The organism is Streptomyces decoyicus (assembly GCF_019880305.1).
Classification (GTDB): domain Bacteria; phylum Actinomycetota; class Actinomycetes; order Streptomycetales; family Streptomycetaceae; genus Streptomyces; species Streptomyces decoyicus.
The window spans coordinates 946,765-971,439 of sequence record NZ_CP082301.1 but is presented as its reverse complement, the minus strand read 5'-3'; the positions used below and the strand labels follow the sequence as shown (position 1 = coordinate 971,439).

Below are 24,675 nucleotides of genomic sequence, written 5' to 3'. Positions count from 1 at the left end.
CCAACTCGCGATTTTGGGGGCTTTCGAGGGTCCTTCGGGAGATTTGCGAGGATCGTGATGCGCCGGGGTGTACGTCACCGGCTTCCGCGCCCGGCCGCGCCCCTGTGTGGAAAGTGCCTCGTCGAACCCGTGACCGCGGTGGGTGTCGAGCACACACCCGGGCGGCCACTGTGGACGTCCCGAAAGCTCCTAGGGGCGTCCACTCTGTCTTTCGCGTGGGGCGGCAGGTCACCAAGTCTGTGGTGCCGCGAGGCAGGCACTGCCGAGCGGGCTATGCCTCCGGGGTGTCCGCGCGCCGGAGCTGCTTACGGTAGAGCGCGATGGCCTGGTCCGGCGGATAGTTGGGGACGGTCGAGATCGCGCCGCTCTCCTTCGCCACCACAAAACTGCTGCCACCGGGCGGCGCGGGCACCGGCCGGCCGTTCCGGTCGACGGGCTTGGCGTACGTCGCGTACACCAGATATCCCAGGTCGAATTCCTGGACATGCAGGGGCGCAGGGGTGCCGTCGAAGGAGTGGGGCCGGCCGAATTGCCGGCGAACCGCTTCCAGCGCCTCGTCGGGATTCGTGGGCACATTCTGCCGATCTGTCGGAGAGTTGTCCGAAGTCATGGGAACTCCTTCGTCTCACATCAAAGCGTCTGCCGGCAGACGGATGTGCTGAGTCATGGCGCTGCGTCCATCGATTCCATCGTGAGCAGCCGGCTCGGCGATTGTCCCTGACCGTACTCCACAAGCAGCCCCGGCGGAGTCAGGTGCCGGCTCGGTTAGGGTCATTTCCATGAGTGAGGACATCGCCGCACTGGTACGTCAACTGGCAGCCGTGGACCGGGACGAGCGCAGAACGGCGACGGACCGGCTGGTCGCGCTCGGAGCCCCGGTCGTGGAGCACCTTCTGCCGCTGCTCGGCGACGAGGAACGGCCCGGCCGATCGGCCGCGGAGGCGTGTCTGCAAGACCTCGGAGCCATGGCGATCGAGCCCTTGCGAAGGGTCCGTGGTGAGGGCCCCGGCGGCCTGCGGCCTGCCGCCCTGCGTGCGCTCGCGAGCCTCGGCGGCGGCGATGCCCTGGGCCCCGCCGACCGGGCAGCCGTCGAGCGGCTCGTACGGGTCAAACTGCTCGACGAAAGCCCCGGCGACCTTCCGGCGGAGACCTGGATAGCGGTGCCACGGGCGGAAGTGAAGGACATCGTGCGGGCGTTGGAGCTGCACGACGCACGCCCCGTCACGACGGCCCTGGGAGTATCCGCCGCCGTCCACCACGAGAATTCGCTCGACCACCTCTCCGATGACGGCACGTCCTCCACCGCATACCGCGTCTTCATCACCCCGGAATTCGACGGCTGGCGGCTTGTCTACGGCGCCGACTACCTCAACGACTACTGGGCACAGGCCGTGGAAAAACTCAGCACGCAGTGCCGGGAGGCGCACTTCTACGCCGTGGACGAGTACAACGGCGCGCGGGTGTGGTGGGTCGCGGAGAACGGGCAGGACAAGCGCGGCCACCGCACCTACGGCGATCCCGAATGGGTCGGCGAACCCATGGAGTTCGAGCGGGATCTGATGCAGGACGAGGACGACGAACTGTACGACCCCGAAGAGGCCGAGGAGTACGCCGAAGGTGTCCGTGACCCGGAGGAGGTGGCCTCCTGGATCTCCATCCAGCCGACGACCGTCGAGGTGCTCGACAAGGTGGGCCACGGCTGGCTCGCGGTGACCAGCCCGGACGTCGGGCACGGCCGGTTCCGGGGCGCACTGGATATCTGAGGGCCGGGGGTGCCGCCGCCCCGGCGCGGGCGGCGGCACCGGGGAGCGGCGGTCCGACCGGATCACATCAGGCTCGGCTGGATCTTCCGCCAGGTCGTGTCCAGGTGGTCGATATGCCGGTCCATTTCCCGGACCATGGCCTGCTTCTCCTCCGTGGTCGAGCCTTCCTTCCGCTTGCTGTACTCGCGCTCGATGAGCTTCTTGAGTTCCTTGCGCGCGTCCGCCTCGCCGAGCTTCTGGGCCGCCGCGATTTCCTTGGCGGCCCGGTCGGCGGATTTGTCCGTACGGGCGTTGATGCGGTCGGCGATGCTCTGCTGCACGTCGGCCGCGGCCATACTGTCGACCTTCTTCTTCTCCGCGGTCTTCACCGTGTCGAGCTTCTTCTTCGCCGCGACATCGGCCGGGTCGGTGCGATAGGTCGTGCTGTAGTAGACCTTTGCGTCGTCGAGTGCCTTTTCCCGCAGCACGGTTGAACACTTCGCGTGGCCCTGCCCCATTCCGCAGGGCTCACGCTCCGTGTAGACGGCCTGTGGCGTGTATTTCGTGTCGCCCTGATTGACCCGCTTCAGCCAGTCGGCAAGATGCTTCTCCGAATGCCTGCCCGACACATACTTCTCACCCACCGGCACCGAGGAGTCGGTGACGTAATGCGTCTCGCGCCCGGGCGGGGGGCCCTCGACCTCCAACACCGCGTAGTTGCGATCCGTGAGGTCCGGACTGTTGTTCGTCAGGCTGGGCGGAACGGTGCCGAGCTTCAGGCTGTTGAGGAGTTTGTCGCTGCTCTTCCGGTGCCCCCGAACACCGAGCGATTCCTCGGCGTTCTTGGCCGCACTGTCCTTGCTCTCCGGCTTGGGCGCATCCTCGCCCTTCTTGCGGTACGGCTTGTCGACGTTCTCCGGATTCTTGCCCACGCCGTGCTGCTCGTGAAATCCCACGCTGAGCCGGGCCAGGGACGAAACGACCGCGAGCCGCTCACCGCGCTCCAGGTCCTTGAATCCGGGCAGCCGCTGCTCCAGATCGCTCTGGGTGAAGGCGCGCGGCCCCTTTCCGGCATCGCCCGACGTGGGGGCGGCATCACCGGTCGAGGCACGCAGAACCTGCGCCAGGCTCCCGCCCTTCGCCCAACTGTCCAGATGGTCATGGACGTTGTCGAGCGGGACGCGGTGTACGTCCCGGTCCCGCCGGAGTTCGTTCTGTAGCTTGTCCGGCGGAATCCCGTACTCCTTGGACCCCTCCGCCTCCGCGTCGAGGGTGCGATCCCCCTTCTTTTCCTGCTCGGAGGTGTCGCTGTCACCGCGGTCGTGCGGGTCGGAGTAGGGCTCCTTCTCGTCGACGTCCATCGCGTCGTCGTCGGGCTTCGGCGACGTCGAATCGTCCAGCTTCAGCGCGGCGAGGCCCTCGTGGTCCGGCTCGGTCCGCTTCTTCTTGTGGCTGCTTCCGCTCCCTGAGGAGGGCCCGGTGCCCGAGCCGGACGGCTGGTTGTCCGTGGGCGGAGGACCGCCGGCCTTCCGTTTCCCGGCGGGGGCGTCGGGAGTCGGCGGCTTGGGACGGCCGTCGGGGGCCGGTGGGTTCGTACGGCTGTCGGCGGGCGATTGCTGGGGACGGCTGTCGGAGGGTGACTGCTGGGCACGGCCGTCGGGAGGCGATTGCTGGGGACGGCCGTCGGCACGTGTCTGGTCGGGCCGTCCGCCGGGCGTGCCGGGGGTAGTGTCCGGCCGCGCAGGGGCGGGCCGGTTCTGGTCGTGGCTCTGGGGGGCACCGTCGCGCTGCGGCGTGTCACCAGGGTCGCGCTGCGGGGCGTCACCAGGATTCCGGGAGGTGCCGTTCGCATCGGTGGGGGCGTCGTGGCCAACGGGCCGCGGCTGTCCACCGGGCGAACCGTCCGCAGGGGCGTCCGAGGAGAGCGAGGTGGACTGTTCGTGCCCGTCAGGACCGGCGTCCGGCTTGCTGTCCGCAGGCGCGTGGGGCCCGGCGTCACCGGCGTCGACGCTGATCCCGGGCGACGACTGGCCAGGGGCGTCGCCGTCGGCGGCCGGGTGAGTGGCGGGAGCGTTCGCGTCCGGCGTGTTGTGATCGCTCGTGCCGTGGTCGCTTGTGCTGTGGGCACCCTGGGGCGAGTCGGACTGGGGCGAGTCGGACTGGGACGGATCGGACTGGGTCGGATCGGACTGGGTCGGATCGGACTGGGTCGGCTCTGGCCGTGACGGATTGGACTCGGGCGAGTCGGACTGTGGTGAGTCGTTCGGTGTTGAGTTGGACTGTGCCGAGTCCGTCTGTGTCGAGTCGGTCTGTGCCGAGTCGGTCTGTGCCGTGTCCGGTTGTGGCGAGTCCGACTGCGGGGAGGGGGCGGACGGGGTGCTTTCTGTCTGCTCGGACGGGGAGCTGTTGGTCGGCGGGCCGTCGTGTGAGTCGTCCGAGGGGTGGGAATCGGCCGACGGGGCGCCGTCGGACTGATCGGATGGGGAGTGGGCGCCGCCGGAGTCGGAGCCGTCGGGCTGGTCGGATGTGGAGTGGGCGCCTTCGGACTGGGTCGAGGTGGAGGAGGCGTCATCCGACGGGTCGGCATCGGCTGCCGGGTCCTGAGCGGGATGGAGCGGATTCCGGTCGGCGTCCAGCGGGATGTAGAAGACGTCCGTGGCACCGTCGGTGTTGATGGGCTGCTCGCTCACCTCGCCGCTCTGGGTGTCCACCCACACGATGCGACCGTCGTGGTTGACGGCGTTGAACGCATGGCCTCCGCCCCCGTCCCAGTTGACCTGCACGATCGCGGAGGAGCCCGGACCGGCGTTCAGGAGGTCCTGGGCGATCGCGGCGTGACCGTCGGGGCTGGTGCCGGCGTAGGAGTGCGGCGCGCCGGTCCAGTCGATGATGTTCTCGTTGGCATCCGTCTCCGGGGACCAGCGGTCGGGGCTCCCGTCCGCATCGAGGTCCGGGGTGCGAGGCGCTGAGACCTGCGGGTTTCCGTACCAGGTCTCGAGGAACGAACGGCTGCAGTCGGCACAGTTGTTGGAACGGCCGGGCACATTCGTACCGCCGTCGTTCTGCAACTGGGCCCAGTCCCCGAACGGATCGGGAAAGCGCTGGGGAGTGCCGTCGTCGTTCCGCGGGCTGGCGGCCACGAGCGCCTGCTGATCCGCGGTGTCGGGCGGCAGCAGGCCACCGGGGGCCTCCTGGATACCGGCTCGGATGTCCTGGAGACTGGGCCGGTTGTCCTGCGCGTCGGGCGCGGCGTCCGACTCTGATGAGTCCGAGTCGGAGTCTGCATCCGTGTCCGTGTCCGTGTCCGGGTTCGAGTCCGAGTGTGAGTCCGGCTCCGGGCCCGAGTCCGTGTCGGAGTCCGAGTCCGGCGCCGGGCTGGAGTCGGCATCGGAGTCCACGTCTGTGTTGGGGCCCGAGTCCGTGTTGGGGCCCGAGTCCGCGGTGGGGTCCGAGTCCGCGGTGCGGTCCGCGTCGGGCGAGTCCTTGTCGCCGGAGTCGGCATCGTCGGCCTGGTGCTCGGAGTCGGGACCGGGCTTGTCGGCAACGGGTTTGTCGGTGTCGGGAGTGTCGGCGTCGGGCTTGTCGGGCTCCGGTGTCTTTGTGTCGTGGTCCGGCGCGGCCTGCGTGTCGTCGCCCCGCGGGTGCTGCGGATCGGGGGTGCGCGGGTCCGGAGCGCTCTGGCCGGGGCCGTGCTGCTCCGGGCCGTGCTGCTCCGGTCCCTTGTTCGGCGGTGGAGTCTGCGGCTGCTGCGGGGACGACTCGTTGCCGCGCGGCTGCTCGGTACGAGGGGGGTCGGCGCGCGGAGGAGTGGGCCGGGGACGCGACGACTGGGGGTCGGGAGAGCCGGGCCGCTGACGTGGGGGAGTGCTGCGCGGATCACCGTAGGGCGCGGTGCGGGGGTCCCGGGCGGGCGCGCTGCGGGGCGGGGTGCCGTGGCCGGCCGGTGAGGAGCGCGGGGGAGTGGAGGCGGGCGGAGCACCTGCTGAAGCGTGCGCGCCGGCAGGGGCACTCGGGCCGGGCACGGGGCCACCGCCCATGGCCACGCCGGGCGGCGCGGTGGAAGCGGTGGGAGCGGGCGAGGAGTTGGACGGATCGCCGCCGGTCTGCGATGTGGACGGCACACCGGTGGGAGGCGGCGCGAAGGTGGTCGCGCTGTCCGTGTGCGTGGTGACGTCGCTGTCGTCGCTCGGCTGGTGGGCGCTGTGCTGCTGGGGCGAGCCGTAGGAGGGGGCGGGGGAGGCGTTCGCGGCCGCATGAGGCATGGCGCCCGGAGGCACACCGACACGGCCGCCGTTCCCGTTGGCGCTGTTGCCGTTGTCGTGCTGCGACGGCGAGTGGGAGGAGTCCGATCCCGTCGGGGCATTACCCGGGCCGTTATCCGGGGTGGGCGTCGGGCCGTTATCCGGGGCGGGCGTCGGGGAGGGGACGTTCGCCTCCGGCCGGCTCACCGCATCCGGTGACGGCGAGGGGGACGGGGACGAGGAGGGCGACGACACATGCTGCGGCGACTGGCCGGCGTCGGGGCCCGAGTCACCGGCACCGGGGGTGTCGTGATGCACCGGACCGGAGGGCGGCCCGTCGGCGTGGGCGGTCGCGCCGTCAGCAGGAGCGGGCGTCGGTGAAGGCGCGTTGTCCGGCCGGTTGCCCGCGTCGGACGTGGGTGAACTGTCCGTATGTATGGGCTGGGAGGACGGCTGGGAGGGCGACCCGTGGTCCGATCGCGGTGCCGTGTCATCCGGTCGCGGTGCCGCCTCATCGGATCGCGGCGCCCCGCTATCCGGTCGTGGCCCCGCATCCGGGGAGGGTGAACCGTCGCCACGGGAGGACTCCGACGCAGCCGGGGCATTGTTCTGAGGAGAGCCGGTGTCGGGCGTACCGCCCGCATCGGGACGGGCACCCGAGTCCGGGGACGGGCCCGCGCCGGAGTCCGGCACCGAACCCGGCCCGGAATCGGCGGAACGAGCCCCATCCGGCCGGGCTCCAGTTTCGGGCGACGGTGACGCATCCGGCCGGGCTCCGGTTTCGGGCGACGGTGACGCGTCCGGCCGGGCTCCGGTTTCGGGCGACGGTGACGCGTCCGGCCGGGCCCCGGTTTCGGAGGACGGCGAGGCATCAGGCCGGGACGGCCCGGAGTCGGCGGAGGGGCCCGAGTCGGGGGACGCCGAGGACGACGCCACCGGCGGCGCGGACGAGTGCGAGGAGTCGGTGGGGGAGCCCGACGGCGTGTCGCCGCCGCCCTGCGCATCGCGGTATCCCGCGTCGAACGGAGTCAGCTGGCTCGGAGGCGCGGAGCCCGTATGCGAAAGCCCGGACTGGCCGCCGCCGTCCGAGGAGTGACCGCCGTCGGAAACCGGGTTGTTGTGGGCGCCGGCCGGAGAACCCGTGTCGCCAACGGGAGCCGAGTTCGTGGAAGTCCCGGCGCCTGTGCCGGGGCCGCTGCTGCCCGCACCACTGCCGCTGTGCGAAGCGCCACCACTGGACGAACCGTCAGTCCCAGAAGTCCCCGGGGACGACGAGTCACTCGACGGCGAGGACCCACCCGAGGACGAGGACCCACCCGAGGACGACGAACCACCCGAGCCGGTCCCAGCCCCAGCCCCAGGCCCAGCCCCAGCCCCAGCCCCAGCCCCAGCCCCAGCCCCAGCCCCAGGCCCAGCCCCTGAGCCGGCCCCGGACCCACCGGACCCACCGGACGCCCCGGTGCCGGACGCCGAATCCGCCCCCGAACTGCCCTTGCCGGAACCGTTACCGGTCTCCCCTTCACCACCGGAGCCCTTACCGGAATCACCAGCGGAATCACCAGCGGAATCGTGACCGGAATCCCCACCGGAGTGGTGCCCGGCCGCTGACTCCATCCCATTGCGGACATGGTGTCCGGCCTTGGCGCCCGCACCGTCACGCAGCGACTCGGCGAACGTCTGGCCGGAGTTCTTCAGCGCATTGACGCCTTCCTCGGCGCCCTTCTTCACCGTGCGGCCGGCGTCGAATCCGTTCTGTGCATCGAAGCTCATGTTCACGGACTGCGCGATGACATCCGAGATCATGGCCTGAAGCGCCGAGACCGCGGGTTCCTTCGCCGTCTCCAAGGCCGCGTCGAGGAGCTGCTTGGCAACTTCCTTGATGATCTTCCGCACGACCGCACGGGTCGCGGCGGTCGCGGCCACGGCCGCCACTTCGGACAATCCGAAGGTGAACGGTGCCGCTGCCTGAGCCGCGATGATTTCCGCGGCAAGGATCGCTAACTGGGTGATCACCGCGACTTTCATCCCGATGACGAGTCCGGCCGCGGCGTCCAGGGCGACGGCGATGGAGTTCGCGGCACTACGGGCGTCGGCGAAGTAGCCCGAGCCGCCCGCGAACTTCTCCCACGTGGTGTGGAAACCGTCGATGGAGTCGCCGGAGTTCTGCGACAGCACATTGCCCGCCGCCTGGACGCCCTGATGCTGGAGATCCTCCACCCCGGTTGCGAAATCCCGCCACTTCTGGGCGGATTCCATCAACTTGTCCTCGTCCGCCGTGGGCCAGTTGAACCCGAGCATTTCAAGGACCCACTCAAGTGCGTCCGGCAGCATCAACGACACGGGCTGCGTTCTCCAGGCTGGCTGTGGTGCGGGCAGGGACGGATCAAGGACGGGCAATTCGGAACGGCGACATCAAGCGCGAGAGAACTGAGCAGCCGGTACGAGGCCTTGGGTCTGTCGGCGGAGGGGGCGCGAACGGGCCTTCAGGGACGGACAGGCCCGGACAGAGCCTAGACGGCAGGCCGTGTGAACTGGGAGATCAGTCGGCTCTCCGCCTCTTCGTTCGCGACATGCTGTTTCATCATCGACTCATTGAAGTTCTCGTCGGCCTCGTGGTTCTTGGCCATGTTGTTCAGTCCGCCGCCGATTTCCTGCAACTTCGCGGCGAGGTGGCCCATCGACTCGTACATGCCGTCCCGCAGGCCTTCGTAGACGACGCCGAACTTCTCCCCCAGGTCGTCATCTCCCCAGGGCGGGGTGCCCTGGCCCTCCAGGGAGGTCAGCCCGTTCTGCAAGGTGTCGACAAGCCCCTGGTAGTCCTTGCCGATCCGGTCGAAGTCGGTGCCGCCCGTACGCAACGACCCGATGTCGGCCTTGAGCCCGTCTCCCATCGAGTTCCCTTCGCTTCGACGTCGCACCGCCACGTCGGTACTGGAAAGTTTAACCACCCGAGTTGACGCCTCCTCAAGAGGGCGCCCGTAGCGCTCGGTTACGGGCCGACGCGCGCGAGGGCGCCTGACAGGCTTCAGCAGCCCAGGTCAGACGCCTCCGCTCAACGCTGCGGTGCCGTGCTGCGCCCCTAGGGAGAGACACCCCCTAGGGGGTCAAGGCACCAGATAGGGCGGGCCGGGATCCTTGAGGGGATCGGGCAGCCGGATGACGGGCACCGGCTTGTTGTGCGGCCAGCCGTTGGAGGCGTCGTCGAAGCTGAGCTCTCCGCCGGCCGCGGGAACGGTGCTCGCGTCGTGCAGATTGGTGATCTCGTTGTACACGTCCTGGACGTCGGGCGCTTCCTTGCCGGTCTGGCCGGTGACATTGCGGGTGGCCCATATCGCGGTCAGCACGGCGTCGTGATGCATGATCGCGTACCCGTCGTCCAGCACCGAGTCGGGGTAGTTCAGATCCCGCAGGGCCTGATGGAAGGGCTTGAAGCCGGACGGGGCATGGACGCCACTCGTCCACTGGGCGGGGTTGGTCGCGGCGACGTCCAGGATGGAGATCTTGTTGCTCTTGAGCAGCCCCCGTACCTGCTTTCCCTGCGCGAAGGTGCCGGTCGCCCCGGTCATCACCGTGATCGGTGTGTCATGACCGCACTGACTGCGGGTGGAGAGGGCACGGACGAGATCGGCGAGATCGCGGTCGCGCCCCGCATAGAAGATCACTTCCGCCTTGGTCAGACAGATGTTGTTGACGGCGTTGTAGAAGAGCCTGGGAACGCCGGCCGGCTGGTGGCCGGTCGTGCCGACGAACGAGGCGCGCCGCCGGCCGATGTAGTCGCCGAACTCCTCGTCGAACGCCCTGCGCATGGTCTTGACGTAGTTGTCGTCCCTGCTGTCGAAGACGAGGTAGCCGTGGCGCCCCTTCAGCGAGGAGCCGTCCAGATAGCGGCGCAGCGCCTTGGCGTAGTCGACGTTGGACGGGGACACCTTGAACAGACGTGGCGCGTTGAGGTCGGTGGCGGTCAGGACCGCACCGATCGCGGGGATCTTCAGCCGGCTGAGCTCGGTGGCCGCTGCCTGGGTCTCCGGGATGCTGACGCCCATGCCGGTGACCGCGACCAGGGGGTGCGCGTCGTCGACCAGGCCGGCCAGTTGGTCCACCACCGGCTTCCAATGCGTCTCGTTACGGCCCTCGTTCGCCAGGACCAGCTGGATCAGCGGCGTCTTGCCCTGGATGCCGGTGGAGCTGGTCGTGGAGAGTGCGGGGCAGGCATTCGCCCGGCACTGCGCGATGAAGGCGCCCTCCAGGCTGGAGCGGATCTCCCCGATCGGCAGCGCGCTGGTGTCGCTCTCCGTCAGGGGCGACAGGACGGCGACCTTGACGTAGGGCAGGCGGCTCTTCCCGGACGCGGGCTTCTCCCACTGGGCGCGGACCCGCCTGTTCTCCTGCGCGATCCGGTCGGTGATCCCCTTGAGCCGGGGGTCGAAGGAGAACGCCTTCTCGTCCGTGATGCCGACGCACTCCCGCAGCGGCCCCGTACCGGCCCAGTGCAGACCCGGCTGGTCCGCCGCGCAGCTGTCGTCCTCCTCGACCGGCCAGAAGAACCAGAGCCCGCCGGCTATCAGGGCCAGCGCTACTACGAGGGTGGCGATTCCTCGCCACCCCTTCCACCAAGGGGGGAGGTCGTCGGCGGGTTGCGGGGGCAGATGCATGTGCCAGCTCCTAGGGGACGGGTGCTCCAGTGCGCTCACACGTACTTGGCGGCCTCGTGCATGAGCCCGATCCGACGGGGGACGGAGCGCATCGCCAGGTCCTGGAGCATCGCGTTGATCGTGCGGTTGAGCTCGGGATTCGCCCCGGGCAGGCGATTGCGTGGATCGGACGCCAGCCACAGCCCGACCACCAGCAGCGTCAGGGGGGTGTGCTCCGCGAACGAGCGGGGCGCGAGGTCGGCGGCCAGCTGCTCCAGCCGCAGCGTGGCGGACTGTTCCGGCACCACCGGTACACGAAGCGGCGCGGCGGTGATCGTGTAGAGCTCGTACAGCCAGATGTCCGTATCGGAGAGTTCGACCAGACGCCGGGCGAGATGCTCGATGACGTCGTCCGCCCGGTGGAGCGCAAGCGAGTGATACAGCACTTCCAGCGGGTGGCCGTGGTGGGCGTGCCAGGTCCGCAGCTTTCCGTGGACGGCGTCCCAGCGGTCCGGGAGGGCCGCCAGCTCCTGCAACAGCAGCAGGCGCAGCCACGGGTGCAGGACGGAGCTGCCGCGCAGCGGGTGCGGATGGACGCGTTCCAGGTATCCGGAGCCCCGGCCGCCGCGTGCCTCGGCATCCTGGGGGACCGGATCGGTCAGCCATAATCGGGTCGCGACCACCCGGGCCAGCGAATCGCGGGTGTGCAGCTGGAAGCGGTCGAGGAGCCCCGCGTCGCATGCGGCGTCGAACTCGCGGGCCGCACAGCACTCGACGAGCGCACGATGCTGGTCGTCGGTCAGATCACGGAGCAGATACTGCCGCGCCTCTTCCTCCAGCAGCGGCCCTTCGTCAGCGCCTTCCGCGGACGGCGCGGTGCTGGAGAGGACCGCGCGCAGCAACGTCTCCGGCTCCTCACGGCCCACGAGGCGCGCCGAGGCGGTCAGCAGCTGCCGGATGCTCCATGGATGCCCGCCGGTCAGCTGGTGCGCGAGCAGCGGCGCCTCCGGCAGCCGCCCGGCGATGTTCGTGCCGAGTTGGGCGGTCTCCCCGGCGGTCAGACCGCGCAACTGGACGCAGTACCAGCGCCAGGACCGGTTCGGCGGCGGGTCCGGGATGGCCCGTACCCAGTCGGCGTGGCCGGCCTCCTCGGGGGCGCGGACCCGTACGCCCGCCGGTCCGGTCGCGAACATCGCGGGCACCCGGCCGACGTTCGCCGCCGCGGCCACGGCCAGCAGCGGGTCCGGTTCCCCGCTGGAGTCCCGGAGTTCCATCAGCAGGTCCAGGAACTCCCGTCCGCCGGGAGCGTCGATGTTGTCCAGCAGCACCACGCAGTTGCGGTCGCGCTGGCGTCGCGCGTACTCGCCGCGCAGATCGGCCAGGAACGCCTCGCACAGCCGCCGGTCCACCGCGGCCCGGTCCGCCGGCTCCTCGCTCTTGCTGAGCTGGTTGAGTTCGACGAGGGCGTCCAGGGCGGCCAGCGGACCGGCATACCAGGCGAATCCGGTGTGCCGGGTCACCCGCAGCGGCATGCTGGGCGGCTGCCGGATGAGACTGGCCAGCAGACTGACGCCGGGGATCCGGACCAGGTTCAGGTCCTGCAACAGCCCGGCGACCGCGGCGACCCGGTCGCCCGCGGCGTTGGGTTCCTGGGGCCCGCGCAGCGCCTGGCGCAACTGCTTCTTGGCCCGCTCGGGATCCGTGGCGTCCAAGGACAGTTCGGGAGCCACCACGAACAGGCCCAGCGTCAGCCGTGGGAAGACCAGCGGCGTCTGCCGGGGAAAGCGGTGCGACAGCCCGTACGCCAGACGGCCGGCGACCTCATGGGGCCTACGGGGCGTGGCGGACCCGAAGTCGAAGTATGCGTGGGGCCGCCGCGACCCGAGGTAGCCGAGCCAGTTCAGCGTCGTGGTCTTGCCGCTGCCGCGCGGCCCGACGAGGACGATCGCGGGCAGTCCGCGCCCCGTATCGGCGGTCCTGCCGTCTTGTACGCGAGTGCGACACTCCTCGTACAGGGCCTCGATCCCCTGTATCCCCAACGGACGTTCCGCCACGTTGCTCGGCCCCCTGTGAAGACAGCGACTGTGATGACAGCAACTGTGATGTCAGCGACGACAGTCGTCGGCTGATTACAGAAGGTTGGCACGCGTACGCACAACGTGCCACCGGTTCACGCAAGGTGCCGGAGTGTCGCGTGTCGTATGGGGGTGCGGCGGTCCGCGGTTCCTGCGGAGCGGGCCGCCGGACGGACGGTTTCGGCCGGTTTCGCCGGGGCGCCGCCGGGCTCGCCGGTGTTCAGTTGCCGTGGTGGACGGTGCCGTCCTCGTCCATCGTGGGATGGATCTTTGTCGGGCCGTAGTCGTCCTGGTCCGAGGGGCGCGGTGGTTCCGGCCCGTCGGGCCCGGACCGGACCATGCGCTCGATACGGCAGATCCGGAACAGGGCGTCGCCGACGCGTGCTTCGTCGGCCTGGCCGGCTGCTTTGAACTGCTCGGCAGCCTGGGCGTACTGGGCTCGTTGGCGGTCGGTGAACTTGTGGAGCAGGGGCCAGAACTCGGTCATCCCGTCGAAGAGCAGCCGCCGGGCGTCGTGCGGTGTGGGCATCAGGGCGCCTTTCGGCAGCCATCCGCGGCCGTGGCGTTCGACCACTCCGAAGCCGACGGGGAGGAGGGTGACGTCGGGGTGGGAGGCGACGGCCCGCTCGGAGTCGAGCCGTACGTCGGCGGGGAACCGCGGGCCGGAATAGGCGAATCCTTTGAGCGCCAGTTTCATGGCACCGGCCATGAAGCCGTCGTCCCTGTCCGGGGTGAGGGCGAAGTCCAGGTCACGTGAGGGCACTTCGTGACGGCCTTCCCAGGACGGGTCGGTCGATGGTGGGTCGGTGGGACGTGGAGGTTCGAGGCCGCCGGGGCCGCTGCGGGCGAACTCGTCCCCGCGGACGACGCGGTAGCGCACGCCCAGGACGGTCAGTTCGTCGACGGGTTCGTGCTCGAGTACGGAGACGGCGCTGAGGAGTTCGCGTCGCCGGCGGGGATCGTCGGTGTCGTCCTTCGCCTTGAACCACAGCAGTGAGTTGAGGCTGTCCCGGGCTTCCTGGGGTGTGCCGCCGATGGCGGGTCTCAACAGCCGCCAGTCGGCGCCGGGTTCGGGGTGGCGCGCGGCGAGGCCGAAGACCGGGCCGCGGAGTGTGAGGTGGGGGTAGCGGTAGGAGGCATCGACGGCGTCGGCCTCGGCTACCCATTCGGTCGGATCGTCGCGACGTACCAGGCCTTCGTGGAGCCGGTCGATCTGTCGCTTCCAGTCATCACCCATGTGCACATTGTGATGTCTGGGTGGCGTGGTTCCGGGCCGAATGCCGCAAGTGATCAGACTTCCGGCGTCGGCCCGACGCGACCACGCCGAGATCCCGGGTTAGCGCTGACCGCTGACCGCTGACCGCGACCGCCTGCGGTGCGCCTCGCACGTGGGGTGTGTGCGTGGCAAGGTGGTGAGTGAGGTTGCCTCCCTCGCTCATCCCTCGATTCCGATGTGGAGGCTCGCATGGACGACAAGGAGTTCTTCCGGGCGGTGGCGAATCGAACGGGATTCTCGCGGCAGGAAGCGGCCGATCTGACCCGCGCCACTCTCGAGACCCTCGCCCTTCGTCTGAGCAGCGGCGAAGCCCGCGATCTGGCCCTCGAACTGCCCGAGCCCCTGCGCGCCTCGCTCGAGCAGCGGGGTCAGGGTGAGATGGAGGTCTTCGGGCCGGATGAGTCGATCCGCAGGGTGGGCGAACGCACCGGCCTGACCGAGCCGGAAGCCGCCCGTGGTGTCCGTGCGGTCCTCGGCACGCTGCACGAGGCCATCTCGCGGAAGGAGTTCGACCACGCCATGTCGCAGCTCGGCAAGGAGTACGCGCAGTTGGTCGACATCTGAGTGGCCCGTCCCCCTCAGGCCGCGTGAGCACCCCGCACGCGCGCGGCTTCGCTGCGCCCGCGCGAACCCGAGTACCTACCCGCCGGGATGGTGCTCTCATCCCCGTGAACGCCACGCACGGAAGCCCAGTCCGCCGAGTCGGCCGCGGAAGCCCGGAATGTGCCCCGGGCATGGGCCGTGCGATATCGCCCGACGTGCGGTGCACCGTGCGGCGCGCCTTGCAATGCGCCCTCTTCACTCCCCCGAGTCCACAACAAATGCGCTGTTCACCACCCATGTCACCAGCGCGCGCAGCGCCGATATCGTTCGTCGGTACGGGTGTTCATACCTTCTGTTGAAGGCCGCTACGTGCAGGCTTCGTGCAGCAGGAAATCAGCAAATCCTTCTCTGGGATCGGGCGCGCCGTGCGCCCACCGACGGAAGGACACGGCTATGCGACGCACCATCGTCGGCACATGCGCGGCTTTCGCGGCTTTGGGGATCGGACTGGCCGGTCCGGCCGTTGCCGCTCCCGTTCCGGTGACCGCGCTCAACTGCGACGGCGACACCTACAAGTGCACGGCAAACCTCCGCTTCGGCGACAACAACTGGAAGGCCGGCTGGGGTGCGAACATCTTCCACCAGGCTGCCCGGTCCGCCTATCGCGCTCCCGTGCCCGTAACGGGCCTCAGCTGCGACGGCGACACCGGCAAGTGCGTCGCCAACTTGCAGTTCGGCGACGGCTACTGGCGGGCGAGCTGGCCCGCGACCATTTTCCACCAGGCGCTCCGGTCCGCCGACGGCGCACGGCTTGCGGCTCCCGTGCCGGCGAACAGTCTGAACTGTGACGGCGACACCGGCAGGTGCTCCGTCAACCTCCAGTTCGGCGACGGGAACTGGAAGGCCGACTGGCCCGCGACCATCTATCACCAGTAAGCGCCGAGCCCCTCGGCCGAGGGGGCGAACGAGGAGCCGGGCCCGGGGACGAGAGCGGTATGCGTCCCCGGGCCCAGCTCATGAGGGCAGCCTTCCGCGGGGCCGGCGGTCCGCGGCCCGCACCCGGTGCTCGTGCCGACCGGCTCGCGAAAGGAGTGGCGTAACACCGGGCGCACGCCGGTCCGGAATGCAGGAGCGACGCTCATCTACGTATTGTCATTTTGATCGCCGAACGCGTCATTGCCGCCACGTACACGCCTTCTTCCGACCTCTCCGGAACCTTACCGTCGCATGCATCCACCATTCGACGGCAGCAACTTCCGCCCCGAATACCCCCGTTCACAACTGGGTTTGTGAAGGGAGACGGCGCGGCGGCTGCTCAGGGAGAAACCATGTCCGCAGTCATACAGCAGCAAGGAAATCCGCAGTCCCCGGGCTCTTGGCCCGGCGGGGACGGGGGCGGCGGAAACTGGCCCAGATATCCGAGGCTCTACGAGGCCATTCCGGATTCCGGGCCGACCACCGGAGGAAATACCGTCCTGCTCACCGGGGCGGGACTACAGGGCACCAGCCAGGTCACGTTCGGCGGCATTCCCGCCACCATCGTGGCCCAGGACCCGTCGGGCGGCTCGGTCACCGTCATCGCACCCCCGCACACCGCGGGTACCGTCCAGGTCATCGCCACCACACCGAGGGGCAACACCAACTCGGTGAGCTACACCTACCTGATCGCCCCGCCGAGCGGCCCGACGGTCACGGCCCTCGTGCCCAACAGCGGTTCCACCGCGGGCGGCACCGCGTTCGCGATCATCGGCACCAATCTCACCGGCGCGACGGTCACCTTCAACGGCGTACCGGCCACCGGGGTGTCCATCAACGCCATGGGCACGGTGCTCACCGGCACCACGCCGCCCGGCCCCGTCGGCAACGTCCCGGTCGTCGTCACCACACCGGCCGGGAGCACCACGGTCGCCGGCGGATTCACCTACACGTCGCCTCCGCCCGTGGTGACGTTGCTGTCGCCGTCGTCGGGCAGTACGGCGGGTGGTACGGCGTTTGTGATCACGGGGAGCAATCTGAGCGGGGCGGTGGTCACGTTCAACGGGGTTGCGGCGACGGGGGTTTCGGTCAACGCGTCGGGTACGGCGCTGGTCGGCTTCACCCCCGCCGGCGCGCTCGGCAACGTCCCGGTCGTGGTCTCCACGCTGTCCGGCAGCACGACGGTCGTCGGCGGATACACCTACGTGTGAGCGGCCACGCCTCCAACGGCACGCTCGGAGCAGCGGCGGTCCCGGGGAGCCCGCTTCCGCCGTAGCCCGACGAGCGCGCCACCACCCCTGCCCCGGCATGGATCGCCCCTCCCCCCGGGGTGACCACGGCCTCCTTACCGCGTCGCTGCCGGCACCGTCATGTCCCGCGCCATGACGTGACCGGGCCGGGGGGAGACGAGACGGGGCAGGGGCGGGGGAGTACCTGGTGGGCAGGCCAGGCCGGCCTGCCCACCCGGCTGGTGGTTCGGTTCGTGAGGAGCCCGACGGGGGACCGGCCCCCCAGAAGCTCCCCACAGGGGCGCTGGAGTGCGGCCTCTGCCCGGAGCCACTCGTTGTCCCCGTCGCTGCGGCGAAGACTTGCCCCAGCGCACCGCTACCCCAGCACCGCCGCTTCCTTCTCCGGGGCGAGGCCGGGCGCCGGCCGGTCCGGACGCAGGGGCGCCGTGCCGCCCAGGGACCGCAGCCAGGCCCAGGTGTCGGCGACCGTTTCGCCGACCGGGCGGCAGCGCAGCCCGGTGGCCAGGGCCCTGGACACATCGGCGCCGTAGAGCGCGTCCTGGAGCTCGCCGGCTGTCAGCCAGACCGGCAGCTCGGTCCAGGGCTCGATACCGGCGGCGAGGATGTCCTCCGGAGCGGTCCAACGCAGCTCCGCGTCCGCGCCGGTGACCTGCACACAGCTCTCCAGCAACTCGCCCATCGTGGCGTGCCCCGCCTCGCTGAGCAGGTTGTACGCCCCGCCGATCCCGGACTCCAGGGCGTCGAGGGTCCACTCGGCGAGATCACGGGCGTCGATGTACTGCAGCGCCAACTCCCGTGGCCCAGGCGCGAGGACCGGGCCGCCGCGGGCGATCCGGCCCAGCCACCACGGCAGCCGCCCGATGTTCTCGTACGGTCCGAGGATCAGCCCTGCGCGGACCAGCAGCGCCCGGTCCCCGAACGCCTCGGTCGCCGCCAGTTCACCGCCCCGCTTGGCCGCCGCGTAGTCGTCGGATGACGTGTCGTCGGCGGATCCGGCGACCAGCGGCCCGTCCTCGTCGAGCCCGTACGGGGCCGGATACGCGTACACCGAGCGGCTGGAGACGTAGGCATAGCGCCCGGCCCGCCCGGCCAGCAGCCGCGCCGTGTCCCGCACCGCCGAGGGGGCTCCGCTCCAGGTGTCGACGACCGCGTCCCATTCGCCCTTCTCCAGGGCGGCGAGCCCGGTCGCGGCCCCGCGGTCGCCGTGCAGGGCCACCGTGCCCGCCGGCGGCGCGTGTTTGCCGCGGTGGAAGACCGTCACCTGCCAACCCCGCGCCAGCGCCGCCTCGGCGACCGCCCGCCCGACGAACTCCGTACCGCCCAGCATCAGTAGCTTCATGACGGTGACTGTGCCGCACGGCCGTGTCCGGGACCATGGGCGCACGCTCTCGGCGGAATCTCCGTGAGCGAAACAAGCGGAGGACGGGTTACCGGATCATTCCGGCAGGGCCACTCGTCCCGACGGTCGTCCGGGCGGGCGCCGACGTGCGAGTCCGGACGTGGTGCCCTTCTGGCATGCCCTGCTCGGGTACCAGGACCGCGCGAACAGTGGTGAAGACCTGATCGACCCGCATCGCCGCGGGGCACCGTTTTGCTTCCAGCGCATGGACGCACCGAGCCCGCAACGCAACGGGTCCACGTCGATGTCCGGGTGCCGTACGACCAGGCCGAGGCGCGGACGGCGGCGGCCCTCGCGGCCGGCGGCCGCCTGGTGAATGATGCCGACGCGCCGTCGCACTGGGTGCTGGCCGACGCCGAGGGGAACGAGGCGTGTGTCGGCGTGGCCGGCTGGACTGGGCCGGACACCGGCCGCCCGTGAAAGCCCTGCTCGACGAGATCCTGTCGCTGGTTGCACACGAGGCGCGGTGCCATGGCGGTCAGTGATCGAATGCGGTCAGCGCCCGTAGGACAGGGGTGTTGGCCTTGCGGTTGTCCCAGATCGCCTCGGCCATCGCGAGGTTGCGCTGGGCGACCCGGACGGCGACGCCTTCGAAGGTGCGTCCGCCGTGCTGTTCAAGGTCCAACTGCCCCTTCGACGTGTCGTTGACCGACTCGAACAGCTGCCGTATTGGCTACAGCAGCGACTCGTCCTTACGGTGTTTCTCCCGTTTGAGGGGCGGCCGTAGCAGTTCAGCACCTCGTGTCGCGAGGTCGTTCTCGAACTCCTTGGAGGCGCAGCCCTTGTCCACGATGACCAGCGGCCCCGGCCGGTCGGTGGCCAGATACGGCTCGCAGCCCAGCATCGAGGCCGGCGCTTCCCGCTCGTCGATCTTCGGGTTCGCGAGAGCCCGCCGGTGTCGCCCTCTCGGCCCGCCATCACGGCGCATCCACGGCGGGACGGGGCCGGGATAGGGCGGGCATGCGGCGGCGATGGGCGCCTGGCCCACGCTGGTTCCAGCAACACCCGGACGGATCGCGAAACGGGTTACGAGACGAACCCCGGCGGCGTGGTCCGTCACGTCGAGGGCGAGGCCGAAGCGGGCGGTGCCGAGCCGCCCCTCCAGCTCCTTGCGGTCGTACAGCTCGGTGAGGTGACCGGCTCGCCGTCCGGTCACGCTCGGCTCCTATGCTCACTTCATGCCGGAGGCCGGGAGCAAGGGCCGCACTGTCTTTGACGGAATACTCGGGAGGCAGGGTGATCTGCAGGCCGGTCGAAACTCTCCGGATTCTCTCCAAGTCTGAGTGTGGCTGACTCTGTGCGTTTGCATGTCGTGGTGGAGGTGTGGATTGTAAGGTCGGGCAGTCCTATAGCCTGGGAAAATGCTGACCGAAGTCACAGCGACCCGCTATGTCACGCCCCTTCGTGAGGGCGGCTCGCTTCCGGGGATCGTCGAGGGGGACGACCTCGGTACCTACATCATGAAGTTCACCGGTGCGGGGCAGGGGCGGAAGACGCTCGTTGCCGAGGTCATCTGCGGAGAGCTGGGGCGGCGGCTCGGCTTGCGGGTGCCGGATCTGGTGCGGATGCAGCTCGATCCCGTCATCGGGCTGGGCGAGCCGGACCAGGAGGTCCAGGAGCTGCTGAAGGCCAGCGGTGGGCTCAATCTGGGGATGGACTACCTTCCCGGATCGCTGGGCTTCGATCCGCTCGCCTTCGAGGTGAGTGCCCGCGAGGCCGGCCGTGTGGTGTGGTTCGATGCGCTGATCAACAACGTCGACCGGTCCTGGCGCAATCCCAATCTGCTGGTCTGGCACGGCGAGCTGTGGCTGATCGACCATGGCGCGGCGATGATCTGGCACCACAACTGGCCGAGCGCGGAGAAGGCTTCGGTCCGGCCGTACAACGCTTCCGACCATGTGCTGGCCACTTTCGCGCCGGACATCGCGGCGGCGGCCGAGGAGTTCGCGCCGCTGATCACCGAGGAGCTGCTGACCGGGATCGCGGCCGATGTCCCGGACGAATGGCTGGCCGACGAGCCCGGCTTCGACTCCCCGGACGCGCTGCGCCGGGCGTATGTGAGCACGCTGCTGGCGCGCGCCCGGACGATCAGCGACCGGATCACCCTGGGGGAGCCCAGCAAGGACAAGCCCTCGCAGGCACCGGAATGGCTGGCCGGAAGGCTGACACGGAGGGCAGTGAAGTGACCGGTCTGCACAACGGACGCGATGTTTTCGAGTACGCGCTGCTGAAGGTCGTGCCCCGGGTCGAGCGCGGCGAGATGATCAATGCCGGTGTCGTCGTGTACTGCCACGCCCGGCGCTTCGTCGAGGCCAGGACCTATCTGGACGAGGCCCGGCTGCTGGCTTTGGACCCCACGACCGACGTGGCCGGGGTGCGGGCCGCGCTCGGTGCCGTCGAGGGTGTCTGCCAGGGCGGTGAGCGGGCCGGACAGGCGGCCGGGGACGATGCCGGGCGCCGTTTCCGCTGGCTGATGGCGCCGCGCAGCACCATCGTCCAGCCGGGACCGGTGCACACCGGCCTGACCGCCGACCCCGCCGCCGAGGTGGAGCGGCTGTTGGAGTTGTTGGTGCGCTGAGACCGTGGGGGAGTGCTGTTCGGAGCGCCCGGTTCCGCCTTGTGGCGGTCCGGGCGCTCTGTCGTGTGGCGCGATCGCACCAGGTGGCGGTATGCGCCGCAGGTGAGGTGGGCAACGACGCAGTGGTGGAGCGTTGACAGCGCGTTGCCGGGCTTCTAGCGTCAGCCCTGCTCAGGGTACTAAGCGGTTGCTCACCTACGGGATCGGTGCGGACCGCTTGTCGAGGTTTCGAGGGTGAGGAGAACCCGCATGTCCACCACCGAGCAGCGCGTCGCCATTGTGACGGGCGCGGCCCGCGGTATCGGCGCGGCCACCGCCGTCCGCCTGGCCGCCGAGGGCCGCGCCGTCGCCGTACTCGACCTCGACGAGGCGGCCTGCAAGGACACCGTCGAGAAGATCACCAAGGCCGGCGGCAAGGCCATCGCGGTCGGCTGCGACGTCTCGGACGCCGAGCAGGTGGAGGCGGCGGTCACCCGGGTCGCCTCCGAGCTCGGTGCGCCGACCGTCCTCGTCAACAACGCCGGTGTGCTCCGCGACAACCTGCTGTTCAAGATGAGCGAGACCGACTGGGACACGGTCATGAACGTGCATCTGCGCGGTGCGTTCCTGATGTCCCGCGCCTGCCAGAAGCACATGGTCGACGCCAAGTTCGGCCGGATCGTGAACCTCTCGTCCAGCTCGGCGCTCGGCAACCGCGGCCAGGTCAACTACTCGGCGGCCAAGGCCGGTCTCCAGGGGTTCACCAAGACCCTCGCCATCGAGCTCGGCAAGTTCGGCGTCACCGCCAACGCGGTCGCCCCCGGCTTCATCGTCACCGACATGACCGCCTCCACCGCCGAGCGCGTCGGCATGGGCTTCGAGGAGTTCCAGGCCGCGGCCGCCACCCAGATCCCCGTCCAGCGCGTCGGCCGGCCCGAGGACATCGCCAACGCGATCGCCTTCTTCACCGGCGATGCGGCCGGCTTCGTCTCCGGCCAGGTCATGTACGTCGCCGGCGGCCCGCTCAACTGACCGCCCACCGACTTCAGGAGTACGGGACATGACCGAGCAGAACAGCGGGCTCCCGGAGCCCTCCGGCAAGGTGGCGCTGGTCACCGGAGCCAGCCGAGGCATCGGCTACGGCATCGCCGAGGCCCTGGTGGCCCGCGGTGACCGGGTCGTCATCACCGGCCGCAACGAGGACGCCCTCAAGGAGGCCGCCGAGAAGCTGGGCGCCGACCGGGTCATCGGGGTCGCCGGCAAGGCGCACGACGAGGCCCACCAGGCCGTCGCCGTCGAGCGCGCGATGGAGGCCTTCGGCCGGGTCGACTACCTCGTCAACAATGCCGGTACGAACCCGGTGTTCGGCCCCATCGCCGACCTCGACCTGGGTGTCGCGCGCAAGGTGTTCGAGACCAATGTCGTCTCTGCGCTCGGTTTCGCGCAGCGCACCTGGCACGCATGGCAGAAGGACAACGGCGGCGCCATCGTCAACATCACCTCGATCGCCGGCCTCGCGCCCTCGCCCTTCATCGGGGCGTACGGGATGAGCAAGGCCGCGATGGTGAATCTGACGCTGCAGCTCGCCCACGAGTTCGCGCCCGGCGTGCGGGTCAACAACATCGCGCCCGCGGTGGTCAAGACCAAGTTCGCGGCCGCGCTCTACGAGAACCGCGAGGAGGAGGCGGCGGCCGGCTACCCGCTGGCGCGGCTCGGCGTCCCGGAGGACATCGGCGGGGCCGCGGCCTTCCTGCTGTCCGACGCCTCGGGCTGGATCACCGGCCAGACGCTGGTCGTCGACGGCGGCCTGTTCCTCAACGCCGGGGTCTGACGGCCGGGCGGGGCCCTGACGAGGCCTTGCCCCGGTGTGCGCTCCGAGAGACAGAGTCCGTGGTGCCGGTCCTGATCAGGGCCGGCACCACGCGCGTCAGCGCACTGACGAGGAGCTTCCCGGCCACGTGGCGGGGCACCCCGGCCCGACGCCGGGCGGCTGTGGGACGCTGGGGCAGGTGCCTGCCTGCTCCCGTACGGAGGGGCTGTTGCCGGAGTGGCGCGGCCTCCCGGGCTCGGATCCCGTCCTGTGCGTCCGGCTCGCCACATACCTTCTGACGCGGGCAGGGTGCCGGTTCCGGCCGGGGGCAGCGGCCCGCGGACCGCGTTGTCAGTGGTCGCCGGTAGGTTCTGTGAGTGAGAACGCAACGCACACCGGAGGTTGTTGACGTGGTGACCGACATGCTGCCCGAGTCCTGGCGCGGGGTCCTCGGCGAGGAGTTGGAGAAGCCCTATATCAAGGAGCTCACCGACTTCGTCGAGGAGGAGCGGGCCAATGGCCCGGTCTATCCTCCCCGCGAGCAGGTCTTCGCGGCGCTGGACGCGACGCCTTACGACCAGGTGAAGGTGCTCATCCTGGGCCAGGACCCGTACCACGGTGCGGGCCAGGGCCACGGCCTGTGCTTCTCCGTGCAGCCGGGCGTCAAGACACCGCCGTCGCTGCGGAACATCTACAAGGAGATGAAGGAGGAGCTGGGCCACCCGATTCCGGACAACGGCTATCTGATGCCCTGGGCCCAGCAAGGTGTGCTGCTGCTGAATGCCGTTCTCACGGTCCGCGAGGCCGAGGCCAATTCGCACAAGGGCAAGGGATGGGAGAAGGTCACCGACGCGGTGATCCGCGCCGTGGCCGCCCGGCCCGACCCGGCGGTCTTCGTGCTGTGGGGGAATTACGCCAAGAAGAAGCTGCCGCTGATCGACGAGGAGCGGCATGCCGTGGTGCAGGGCGCGCACCCCTCCCCGCTGTCGGCGAAGAAGTTCTTCGGCTCCCGCCCGTTCACCCAGATCAACGAGGCGGTCGCCGCACAGGGCCATGCCCCGATCGACTGGCGCATCCCTGACCTGGGCTGAGCCGCCGGGCCCGGTCGGCCGGGGGCGGGCGGCCCCCACCACCCGGTGCGTCGCGCACACCGCGCGCAGGTCCCGTCCGGCGGTTAGCGTCGAGGGAGCGGCAGTGGCCGTGGTGAGCGAATAACGGAGTGCGCGGTGGTGGAGAAGCGGCGGGAGGCGACGCCCGAGGACGGGGTGCTGACCCGGATCGGCCAGGCGATCATGTTGCATCGCGCCGGCGACCGGGAAGAAGCCCGCAACCGTCTCTCGGAGCTGTGGCATGAGATCGGGCCCCAGGGAGACGCCTTCCACCGCTGCACCCTCGCCCACTACATGGCCGACACCCAGGACGATCCCAGGGATGAACTGGACTGGGACCTCAGGGCCCTGGAGGCGGCCGAGGGCTTTGTCACCGAACGGCCCGGGAATGCCGCCGCCCAGGGAGAGCCGAAAGTCGCCGACGGCCCCGGCCCCCGCCACCCCCTCGTCGCGCTCCGGGCGTTCTTCCCCTCACTGCACCTCAATATCGCGGCCGACTACGCCGCACTGGACCGGCCGGCCGATGCGCGCGCCCAGCTGCGCCGCGCCCGGGTCTCGGTCAACGCCCTCGCCGACGGTGAATACCGCCAGGGGCTCCGGGACGCCATCGACCGGCTTCAGCTGCGCCTCGACGGCCTCGCGGGCCATACCCCGTAGGCCGGTGCGGGGCCGGCGTCATCGCCGCAGCATCCCGTCGAGCAGCTCCGTGCACGACGTGCGCAGCGCGTCACGGGTGGGGACGGCCGCATGGAACTGTCCCGCGGTGCAGGAGAACAGCACCCCGTCGCACCACGCGACCACACTGAGCGTGTGCCGTTCGGGATCGGCGGAGCCGGCCGCCGCCAGCATCGCCACCACCGGTCCCCGGAAGGCCCGGCCCGCCCCGTCGTAGACCGCCCGCAGCTCGGGCCTGCGAGTGGCGCGGGGCGGGGGCCGGCGCCGGGGCGTCGCCGCTGCCCGGCAACCAGCGGCGGCACAGCGCAGCGGAGCGGGCATCGCCCTCGCCCCCAACGCCCAGCGCGCCCTGGACACCCTCGACGCCGGCGATGCCGTGCGCGCCATGGCCG

General features: G+C 70.2%; 20 protein-coding genes and 3 pseudogenes. 13 read left to right on the top strand and 10 right to left on the bottom strand.

The genetic code is table 11. The annotated features are described in order from the left end of the window. Positions 1–271: 271 nt before the first annotated feature. The gene (locus K7C20_RS04115) at positions 272–610 is read right to left on the bottom strand and encodes a hypothetical protein (RefSeq protein ID WP_048829855.1); all 339 of its coding nucleotides are present in this window, start codon (positions 608–610) and stop codon (positions 272–274) included. A gap of 169 nt (positions 611–779) precedes the next feature. Between K7C20_RS04115 and K7C20_RS04110 the strand changes: the two genes are divergently transcribed. Next, entirely contained in the window at positions 780–1,763 is a 984-nt protein-coding gene (locus K7C20_RS04110) for a HEAT repeat domain-containing protein (RefSeq protein ID WP_053209106.1), read from the top strand. Positions 1,764–1,825: 62 nt separating this feature from the next. On the opposite strand, the gene K7C20_RS04105 is transcribed toward K7C20_RS04110, so the two are convergent. Next, positions 1,826–5,764 (bottom strand): toxin glutamine deamidase domain-containing protein, encoded by a 3,939-nt coding sequence (locus K7C20_RS04105; protein WP_150127203.1) that lies wholly within the window; start codon positions 5,762–5,764, stop codon positions 1,826–1,828. A 13-nt stretch (positions 5,765–5,777) separates the two neighbouring features. On the opposite strand from K7C20_RS04105, the gene K7C20_RS04100 reads away from it, so the two are divergent. After that, positions 5,778–5,966, top strand: coding sequence for a hypothetical protein (locus K7C20_RS04100; protein WP_150127202.1), 189 nt, complete (start codon positions 5,778–5,780; stop codon positions 5,964–5,966). A 1,643-nt stretch (positions 5,967–7,609) separates the two neighbouring features. Then, on the top strand, positions 7,610–7,984 hold the full coding sequence (locus tag K7C20_RS04095) for a hypothetical protein (protein ID WP_150127201.1): 375 nt from the start codon (positions 7,610–7,612) through the stop codon (positions 7,982–7,984). Here K7C20_RS04095 and K7C20_RS39670 read toward each other — a convergent pair. The 5 genes and pseudogenes from K7C20_RS39670 to K7C20_RS04075 form a co-directional block, all read right to left on the bottom strand. After that, a pseudogene (locus K7C20_RS39670) lies at positions 7,943–8,239 on the bottom strand (WXG100-like domain-containing protein); the annotation flags it as partial. The gene K7C20_RS04095 and the pseudogene K7C20_RS39670 sit on opposite strands and share 42 nt — an antisense overlap. A gap of 254 nt (positions 8,240–8,493) precedes the next feature. Continuing rightward, positions 8,494–8,874: a hypothetical protein gene (locus K7C20_RS04090; RefSeq protein ID WP_030083409.1), complete on the bottom strand. Its 381-nt coding sequence runs from the start codon at positions 8,872–8,874 to the stop codon at positions 8,494–8,496. 213 nt (positions 8,875–9,087) lie between these two features. After that, positions 9,088–10,635, bottom strand: a complete 1,548-nt coding sequence (locus K7C20_RS04085) for an ABC transporter substrate-binding protein (RefSeq protein ID WP_030083406.1) — start codon at positions 10,633–10,635, stop codon at positions 9,088–9,090. Between the two features lie 35 nt (positions 10,636–10,670). After that, positions 10,671–12,668, bottom strand: a complete 1,998-nt coding sequence (locus K7C20_RS04080) for a hypothetical protein (RefSeq protein ID WP_246655289.1) — start codon at positions 12,666–12,668, stop codon at positions 10,671–10,673. Between the two features lie 241 nt (positions 12,669–12,909). Then, the gene (locus tag K7C20_RS04075; RefSeq protein WP_030083400.1) at positions 12,910–13,926 is read right to left on the bottom strand and encodes a DUF5954 family protein; all 1,017 of its coding nucleotides are present in this window, start codon (positions 13,924–13,926) and stop codon (positions 12,910–12,912) included. Positions 13,927–14,154: 228 nt separating this feature from the next. Between K7C20_RS04075 and K7C20_RS04070 the strand changes: the two genes are divergently transcribed. The 3 genes from K7C20_RS04070 to K7C20_RS04060 all read left to right on the top strand — a co-directional run bounded on the left by K7C20_RS04070 (position 14,155) and on the right by K7C20_RS04060 (position 16,694). After that, positions 14,155–14,529: a DUF2267 domain-containing protein gene (locus tag K7C20_RS04070; RefSeq protein WP_030083398.1), complete on the top strand. Its 375-nt coding sequence runs from the start codon at positions 14,155–14,157 to the stop codon at positions 14,527–14,529. A 432-nt stretch (positions 14,530–14,961) separates the two neighbouring features. Next, on the top strand, positions 14,962–15,444 hold the full coding sequence (locus K7C20_RS04065; protein WP_030083396.1) for a hypothetical protein: 483 nt from the start codon (positions 14,962–14,964) through the stop codon (positions 15,442–15,444). 392 nt (positions 15,445–15,836) lie between these two features. Beyond that, the gene (locus tag K7C20_RS04060) at positions 15,837–16,694 is read left to right on the top strand and encodes an IPT/TIG domain-containing protein (protein ID WP_222892562.1); all 858 of its coding nucleotides are present in this window, start codon (positions 15,837–15,839) and stop codon (positions 16,692–16,694) included. 394 nt (positions 16,695–17,088) lie between these two features. Here K7C20_RS04060 and K7C20_RS04055 read toward each other — a convergent pair whose 3' ends face one another. Further along, a complete protein-coding gene (locus K7C20_RS04055) occupies positions 17,089–18,072 on the bottom strand; it encodes an NAD-dependent epimerase/dehydratase family protein (RefSeq protein WP_030083392.1) in 984 nt (327 codons plus the stop codon). A 252-nt stretch (positions 18,073–18,324) separates the two neighbouring features. On the opposite strand from K7C20_RS04055, the gene K7C20_RS04050 reads away from it, so the two are divergent. Continuing rightward, positions 18,325–18,552: a VOC family protein gene (locus K7C20_RS04050; RefSeq protein ID WP_245171080.1), complete on the top strand. Its 228-nt coding sequence runs from the start codon at positions 18,325–18,327 to the stop codon at positions 18,550–18,552. Positions 18,553–18,610: 58 nt separating this feature from the next. On the opposite strand, the pseudogene K7C20_RS39665 reads toward K7C20_RS04050, so the two are convergent. Continuing rightward, a pseudogene (locus tag K7C20_RS39665) lies at positions 18,611–19,021 on the bottom strand (IS982 family transposase); the annotation flags it as partial. 472 nt (positions 19,022–19,493) lie between these two features. Here K7C20_RS39665 and K7C20_RS04035 point away from each other — a divergent pair. The 6 genes from K7C20_RS04035 to K7C20_RS04010 all read left to right on the top strand — a co-directional run bounded on the left by K7C20_RS04035 (position 19,494) and on the right by K7C20_RS04010 (position 24,265). Further along, complete coding sequence (locus K7C20_RS04035) at positions 19,494–20,318, top strand: HipA family kinase (RefSeq protein WP_030083388.1); 825 nt, start codon at positions 19,494–19,496, stop codon at positions 20,316–20,318. Continuing rightward, the gene (locus tag K7C20_RS04030) at positions 20,315–20,710 is read left to right on the top strand and encodes a DUF3037 domain-containing protein (protein ID WP_030083387.1); all 396 of its coding nucleotides are present in this window, start codon (positions 20,315–20,317) and stop codon (positions 20,708–20,710) included. Before K7C20_RS04035 ends, K7C20_RS04030 begins: the two co-directional genes overlap by 4 nt. Positions 20,711–20,959: 249 nt before the next feature. Continuing rightward, positions 20,960–21,721, top strand: coding sequence for a 3-oxoacyl-ACP reductase FabG (gene fabG / locus K7C20_RS04025; RefSeq protein ID WP_030083386.1), 762 nt, complete (start codon positions 20,960–20,962; stop codon positions 21,719–21,721). Positions 21,722–21,749: 28 nt separating this feature from the next. After that, positions 21,750–22,520 (top strand): SDR family oxidoreductase, encoded by a 771-nt coding sequence (locus K7C20_RS04020; RefSeq protein ID WP_053209093.1) that lies wholly within the window; start codon positions 21,750–21,752, stop codon positions 22,518–22,520. Positions 22,521–22,921: 401 nt separating this feature from the next. Then, a complete protein-coding gene (locus K7C20_RS04015; protein WP_030083385.1) occupies positions 22,922–23,590 on the top strand; it encodes a uracil-DNA glycosylase in 669 nt (222 codons plus the stop codon). A 138-nt stretch (positions 23,591–23,728) separates the two neighbouring features. Next, entirely contained in the window at positions 23,729–24,265 is a 537-nt protein-coding gene (locus tag K7C20_RS04010) for a hypothetical protein (protein WP_030083383.1), read from the top strand. A gap of 18 nt (positions 24,266–24,283) precedes the next feature. Here the strand turns inward: K7C20_RS04010 and K7C20_RS04005 are convergent. Next, positions 24,284–24,529 (bottom strand): annotated as a pseudogene (locus tag K7C20_RS04005) (TetR/AcrR family transcriptional regulator); the annotation flags it as partial. Positions 24,530–24,675 lie beyond the last annotated feature (146 nt).